Here is a 7,035-nt window from a genome sequence, read left to right on the forward strand (position 1 = left end):
TGCCGAACAGAGTCCACTTGGTAACACGGATTTAACAGCCGCTGCCTACGCTGCGGACATGGATCGCCAGAAGGAATTCGTGCTGCGCACGCTGGAGGAACGCGACATCCGTTTTGTCCGGCTGTGGTTCACGGACGTGCTCGGATACCTCAAGTCCGTGGCGATCGCGCCGGCCGAGCTGGAAGGCGCCTTCGAGGAGGGCATCGGCTTCGACGGATCCGCGATCGAGGGCTTTGCCCGGGTCTCGGAAGCCGACATGGTGGCGCGTCCTGATCCGTCCACTTTCCAGGTGCTGCCGTGGACCACCAAGAGCGCCGGCAAGCACTACTCGGCTCGCATGTTCTGCGACATCACCATGCCCGACGGTTCGCCGTCCTGGGCGGATTCGCGCCATGTGCTGCGTCGTCAGCTGTCCAAGGCCGGCGATCTGGGCTTCTCCTGCTACGTGCACCCGGAGATCGAGTTCTTCCTGCTGCAGCCCGGCCCCAATGACGGCTCGGTGCCGGTGCCGGCCGACAACAGCGGCTACTTCGACCAGGCCGTGCACGATTCGGCGCCCAACTTCCGCCGGCACGCCATCGACGCGCTGGAGTCGATGGGCATCTCGGTGGAGTTCAGCCACCACGAGGGCGCACCCGGCCAGCAGGAGATCGACCTGCGCTACGCCGACGCCCTGTCGATGGCCGACAACGTCATGACCTTCCGCTACCTGGTCAAGGAAGTCGCGCTCAACGAAGGCGTGCGCGCCACCTTCATGCCCAAGCCGTTCAGCCAGTACCCCGGCTCGGCGATGCACACCCACATGAGCCTGTTCGAGGGCGAGACCAACGCCTTCCACAGCGCCGACGATCCGCTGCAGCTGTCGGACGTCGCCAAGTCCTTCATCGCCGGCATCCTGACGCACGCCAGCGAGATCAGCGCCGTCACCAACCAGTGGGTGAACTCCTACAAGCGGCTGGTGCACGGCGGCGAGGCCCCGACCGCCGCTTCGTGGGGTGCGGCCAACCGCTCGGCGCTGGTCCGAGTTCCGATGTACACGCCGCGCAAGGCCTCGTCGCGCCGCATCGAGGTGCGCAGCCCCGACTCGGCATGCAACCCGTACCTGGCCTTCGCGGTGCTGCTGGCCGCCGGCCTGCGCGGCATCGAGAAGGGCTACGAGCTCGGGCCGCAGGCAGAGGACAACGTCTGGAACCTGACGTCCGAGGAACGTCGCGCGATGGGCTACAAGGAACTGCCCGGCAGCCTGGGTGTGGCGCTGGCGGAGATGGAGAAGTCCGAACTCGTCGCCGAGGCGTTGGGAGAGCACGTCTTCGACTACTTCCTGCGCAACAAGCGCGCGGAGTGGGAGACCTACCGCAGCCACGTGACACCGTTCGAACTCAAGGAATACCTGTCGCTGTAACGGCATGACAGTGCGCTAACGTCGGGTAGTGCCCAACCCCTCGACGCAGCGCCCCACGCAGCCCAGCGTCGGCCGGCTCGGGTTGGTGGCGCCGACAGCCCGGGCGGACCTGGATCGGCTCGGCTGGAACACCGACGCACACGTGGCGTTGTTGTGGTCGCTGTCGCGCGCCCCGGACGCCGACAGCGCGCTGCGCGCCATGGTGCGCATTGCCGACGCCCTCGAAGCCGACTGGGCCGAGCTGAGCGCACTACTGGTGACCGACACGTCCCTGCGGGGCCGGCTGTTCGCCGTGCTGGGGTCATCGCTGGCCCTGGGCGATCACCTGGTGGCGCACCCCCTTTCGTGGCGCCTGCTGCACGGCGACGTCACGCTCCCGTCCCGCGCCGAACTGCTGGACGACTTCGAGCGGTTGGCGGCCGAAGTCGCCGGTACCGCAGGGGCTTCGCACGTGCTGCGGACCTACTACCGCGACCGGATCCTCGTGTTGGCGGCGCTGGACGTCGCGCCCACGGTCGAGAACGAACCGGTGCTGCCGTACGTCACCGTGGGGGAGCACCTGTCGGACCTCGCCGACGCGGCGCTCGGCGCGGCGCTGGTCGTCGCGACCCGAACCGTGTGCGGCGACGATCCCGGTCCGCGGCTCGCAGTCATCGCGATGGGCAAATGCGGTGCGCGCGAACTGAATTACGTCAGCGACGTCGACGTCATCTTCGTGGCCGAGGCGGCCGACTCGATGACCACCAGGGTGGCCGGCGAGATGATGCGGTTCGCCGGCGAGACCTTCTTCGAGGTCGACGCGGCACTGCGACCCGAGGGTAAAGCTGGTCAGCTGGTCCGCACCCTGGAGTCGCATGTCGCCTACTACCAGCGGTGGGCGAAAACCTGGGAATTCCAGGCACTTTTGAAGGCCAGGGCTGCGGTGGGCGACCCGGAGCTGGGTGAGCAGTACATCGACGCACTGATGCCGATGGTTTGGACCGCTTGTGACCGTGAGGATTTCGTGCCCGACGTGCAGGCCATGCGCCGCCGCGTCGAGGAACTGGTGCCCGCCGGGGTGCGTACGCGGGAACTGAAACTGGGCAAAGGCGGTCTGCGGGACGTCGAGTTCGCGGTCCAGCTGCTGCAACTGGTGCACGGCCGCAACGATGATTCGCTGCACGTCGCCTCGACCGTAGACGCGTTGGCGGCACTCGGCTCCGGCGGTTACATCGGCCGCGACGACACCGCGAATCTCACTGCGTCCTATGAATTTCTGCGGCTGCTGGAGCACCGGCTGCAACTGCAGCGGCTCAAGCGCACCCACCTGTTGCCCGAGGAGGGGGACGACGAGGCGTGGCGCTGGCTGGCACGGGCGGCGCACATCCGGCCCGACGGACAGCACGACGCACTCGGGGTCCTGCGCGAGGACCTGAGGCGGCAGAACACGCGGGTGTCCCGTCTGCACGCGAAGCTCTTCTATCAGCCACTGCTGGAAGTGGGCAACCAGTTCGGCCCGGGGCTGACCACCGCCGCGGCCGAAAGACAGTTGGCCGCACTCGGTTACGAAGGACCGCAGAGCGCGCTGACCCACCTGGCCGCGCTGACCAGTTCCAGCGGTCGCCGCGGCACCGTGCAGCAGGTGCTGCTGCCGACGCTGCTGGACTGGCTGTCGGACACCCCGGACCCGGACGCGGGCCTGCTGGCGTACCGGCGCATCAGCGAGGAACTGGGGGACCAGCGCTGGTTCCTGTCCACGCTGCGCGACGAGGGCGCCGTCGCCAAGCGGCTGATGCGGGTGCTCGGCACTTCGGCCTATGTGCCCGATCTGCTGCTGCGGGCGCCGGAGGTCATCCGGCAATACGCCGACGGTCCGCAGGGTCCGAAACTGCTTGACGTGGAACCGGATGCGGTGTTCCGCGCGCTGGTCGCCTCGGCCGGCCGGCATCCAGACCCCGCCCGGGCCATCGCCGCGGCGCGCACCCTGCGCCGCCGGGAACTGGCGCGGGTCGCCTCGGCTGACCTGCTGGGCCTGCTCCCGGTGGTCGACGTCTGCCGGGCGCTGACCTCGGTGTGGGTTGCGGTGCTGCAGGCCGCGCTGGAAGTGGTGATCCGCGCGAACTCGAGCACCGACGGTCCGTTGGCGCGCATCGCCGTCATCGGGATGGGCCGGCTCGGCGGTGGCGAACTGGGCTACGGGTCCGACGCGGACGTGATGTTCGTGTGTGAACCCACGGAAGGCGCGGGCGCAGCCGATGAGTCCGCTGCGGTCCGTTGGGCAATCGGGGTGGCCGAACAGGTGCGGACCTTGTTGGGGCAGCCCAGTAGCGATCCACCGCTCGAGGTTGACGCGGGATTGCGTCCGGAAGGCCGAAATGGCTCTCTGGTACGGACTTTGGCGTCGTACGAGCAGTACTACGCGCAGTGGGCGCAGCCGTGGGAGATTCAGGCCCTGCTGCGGGCACACCGGGTGGCCGGGGATCTGGAACTCGGCGAGCGCTTCCTGCTGATGGTCGACCGCACGCGGTACCCGGCCGATGGTGTGTCGGCGGATACGGTGCGCGAAATCCGCCGCATCAAGGCCCGGGTCGACGCCGAGCGGCTGCCCCGCGGCGCGGACCCGAACACCCACACCAAGTTGGGCCGCGGTGGCCTGGCCGACGTGGAGTGGACCGTGCAGCTGCTCCAATTGCGTTACGCGCACAAGGTTCCCACTCTGCACAACACCTCGACGCTGGAAGCGCTCGATGCCATCGAGGCGGCGCAGCTGATCGAGGGCGACGAAGCGGACACACTGCGCCAGGCCTGGCTGACCGCCACCCGCGCGCGCAACGCGCTGGTGCTGGTCCGCGGCAAGCCGACCGACCAGTTGCCCGGGCCGGGCCGTCAGCTCAACGCCGTCGCGGTGGCCGCCGGGTGGCCGAGCGGCGATGGCAGCGAATTCCTGGACAACTACCTGCGGGTGACTCGTCGTGCCAAAACGGTGGTACGCAAGGTGTTTGGGGAGTAAGCAACGTGAGTGATTTCCCGGTCGACTCGATCAGCGGTGCGGAATACGAGCGACAGCTGGCGATGTACCGGCCATTCACCGAAGCGGTGCGCAAGTTGATCGACGCGGGCATCCGGACCGGTGTCGACGAGGCCACCATCGCCGAGGCGCAGGCCGCGATCGAAGCGGTCACCGAGCGGCTCACCGCGGTGCAACGCGTCACCACCTCGACGTTGCGGCACGAGGAAACGGGACGCCCGCTGGCCTACACGAATCCTGCTGTGGGCGTGCGTAATGCGATCTCGCCGCCGATGGAGATCATCCACGAAGATGGCGAAGGGGAAGGCCGGCGGTGCTGGGCCGAGTTCGAACTCGGCCTACCCTATGAAGGACCACCCGGCCTGGTGCACGGTGGCATCTGCGCCCTGGTGCTCGACCACATTCTCGGCGAAGCGGCCAGTGACGGGCTGACGAAGCCCCACTTCACCGGAACCATCACGCTGCGCTACGTGCGGGGCACCAAACAGGGGCCGGTACGGGCCGAGGCCTGGATCGACCGCGTCGACGGCGTCAAGACATTCGCCCGCGGCACGCTGTCCGATGTCGACGGCGTCAGCGTCGAGGCCGACGGTATCTTCATCCGGCCGTCCTGGGCGCGCGAGTGAAGTTCTACGTCAGCCTGGCCTTTTTGGATGTCGGTGAGCTGGTCGAGATCGCCCGGGCCGCGGACGAACTCGGCTACGACGGCATCGCGATCCCGGACCACGTGGTGAACCTGGAGACGCTGAGCACGCCCTACCCGTACACGCCCGACGGGCAGCGGCGCTGGCAGCCGTTCACGCACTGGCCGGACCCGTGGGTGCTGGTCGGCGCGCTGGCGCAGGTGACGAGCCGGGTGAAATTCGTGACGACGGTGTACATCCCCGGCATGCGCGACCCGTTCTCGGTGGCGAAATCGGTCGGGACCGCGGCCTGTCTGTCGGGCGGCCGCGTCGAATTCGGTGTCGGCGTGGGCTGGTGCGCCGACGAATTCGCCTTGATGGGGCAGGCTTTCGAGCGCCGCGGCAAGCGCACCGACGAGATGCTGGAGTTGATCCGGCAGCTGTGGCAGCCGGGGTGGACGTCGTTCGACGGCGAGTTCTACCAGGTGCCGCGGCTGGAAATGGAGCCGACGCCGCCGCGGGTGCCCATCTACGTCGGCGGACTCAGCGAGATCGCGCTGCGCCGCGCGGCGCGCAACGACGGCTGGATCGGCGACCTGATCACCACTGACCAAGCCATCACCGCGGCGACGCGGGTGCGCGAGATACGCGCCGAAAACGGCTTGCCGCTTGAAGGTTTCGAGATCCTGACGCCGCTGGCCGACGCCTACCTGCCGGAGCATTTCGCGCGCGCCGAGCAGGCCGGCATCACCGGCAACATCACGATGCCGTGGATGTTCTACAGCGGTCCGTCGGCCACACTGGCCGAGAAGATCGACGGACTCAAGCGCTTTCGCGCGGACCTGGGCCTCTAGCTAGCGTTTGCGTAGCGCGTCGAGGCCGATGGCACCACCGCCGGTGAACACCAGCAGGAACAGCGAGAAGCAGTAGAGCACGGCGGGCTCGCCGCCGTTTGCGATGGGTAGCAGACCCTGCGGCTGGTGAGCCATGAAGTAGGCGAAAGCCATCTCGCCGGAACCGATGAAGGCGGCGATGCGGGTGGCCAGGCCCGTGACGAGCAGGACCCCGACGATCAGCTCGATCGCGCCGGCATACCAGCCCGGGAAACTGCCGAATGCCGGTGCGGCCACACCGGGATTGGTGTCGACAGGCCACTTGAACAACGTGGTGACACCGTGCACCGTGAACAGGAAACCGATGACGATCCGGAAAACGGACAGTACGAGTGGGGCGACAGCGTCGAGCCGGGATTCGATGTCAGTCTGAGCCATTGCTCGATCCTAAGGGGCAGCGAGACATGGCACAGATGTGCGTCAGCCTTTTCGGCGCATCGCGTCGAGCGCGTAGGCACCCCCGCCGATGAACACCAGCAGGAAGAACGCGAAGCAGTAGAGCACCGCAAGCTCGCCGCCGTTCTCGATGGGCAGCAGGCCCTTGGGCTGGTGCTGGGTGAAGTACGCGAAGGCCATCTCGCCCGACGCGACGAAGGCGGCGATCCGGGTGAACAAGCCCGTCAGGATCAGCAGACCGACGACGAACTCGATGAGGCCGCCGTACCAGAACGGCCAGGTGCCCACCGGGACCGCGGCGCCGACGAGCTCACCGGCCTTGTTCGGCATGCCGACCGGCCAGGCGAACAGTTTCTGCGCGCCGTGGATCGTCAGGAGGAACCCCATGACGACGCGGAACAAGCTGATGACAGCGGGGGACTGCGCGGTGAGCCGGGCGTCCAGTTGAGTCGTCATGAACTGACGGTACGACTCGCGGTCGATGTTCGGTGGTGGCGTTATCGGACCGTCACGGTTGCGTGCCCAAGTATTGGGTGAGCAGACGTCAAAACCCCCTGAACCGCACGGTTTGAAGTGCTCCCCAGAAGTTGGACTGAGAAGTTCAGTTCCTTGTTCTGGGGAGTACTTTTTTGCATCCTCGTAGTTCGTTGACCGAGGGGCAGCGTGGTGCGGTTGTCGCGTTGTTCGAGCAGGGGTGGCGGTATCACGCCACGG

General features: G+C 67.5%; 6 protein-coding genes. 4 read left to right on the forward strand and 2 right to left on the reverse strand.

The genetic code is table 11. The annotated features are described in order from the left end of the window. Positions 1 to 58: 58 nt before the first annotated feature. From glnA to AC1U2B_RS27805, 4 genes are all read left to right on the forward strand, one after another. On the forward strand, positions 59 to 1,402 hold the full coding sequence (gene glnA / locus AC1U2B_RS27790) for a type I glutamate--ammonia ligase (protein ID WP_043986488.1): 1,344 nt from the start codon (positions 59 to 61) through the stop codon (positions 1,400 to 1,402). Positions 1,403 to 1,430: 28 nt separating this feature from the next. Continuing rightward, the gene (locus AC1U2B_RS27795; RefSeq protein WP_480219315.1) at positions 1,431 to 4,391 is read left to right on the forward strand and encodes a bifunctional [glutamine synthetase] adenylyltransferase/[glutamine synthetase]-adenylyl-L-tyrosine phosphorylase; all 2,961 of its coding nucleotides are present in this window, start codon (positions 1,431 to 1,433) and stop codon (positions 4,389 to 4,391) included. A gap of 62 nt (positions 4,392 to 4,453) precedes the next feature. Continuing rightward, a complete protein-coding gene (locus AC1U2B_RS27800; RefSeq protein ID WP_480219322.1) occupies positions 4,454 to 5,035 on the forward strand; it encodes a PaaI family thioesterase in 582 nt (193 codons plus the stop codon). Beyond that, the gene (locus tag AC1U2B_RS27805; RefSeq protein WP_480219316.1) at positions 5,032 to 5,886 is read left to right on the forward strand and encodes a TIGR03619 family F420-dependent LLM class oxidoreductase; all 855 of its coding nucleotides are present in this window, start codon (positions 5,032 to 5,034) and stop codon (positions 5,884 to 5,886) included. Before AC1U2B_RS27800 ends, AC1U2B_RS27805 begins: the two co-directional genes overlap by 4 nt. Here the strand turns inward: AC1U2B_RS27805 and AC1U2B_RS27810 are convergent, their stop codons facing one another. Further along, positions 5,887 to 6,303, reverse strand: coding sequence for a DoxX family protein (locus AC1U2B_RS27810; protein WP_043399687.1), 417 nt, complete (start codon positions 6,301 to 6,303; stop codon positions 5,887 to 5,889). It lies immediately after the preceding gene. A 42-nt stretch (positions 6,304 to 6,345) separates the two neighbouring features. After that, on the reverse strand, positions 6,346 to 6,777 hold the full coding sequence (locus AC1U2B_RS27815; protein WP_480219317.1) for a DoxX family protein: 432 nt from the start codon (positions 6,775 to 6,777) through the stop codon (positions 6,346 to 6,348). Positions 6,778 to 7,035: the final 258 nt, after the last annotated feature.

This window comes from Mycolicibacterium sp. P4_G11, from assembly GCF_056555145.1.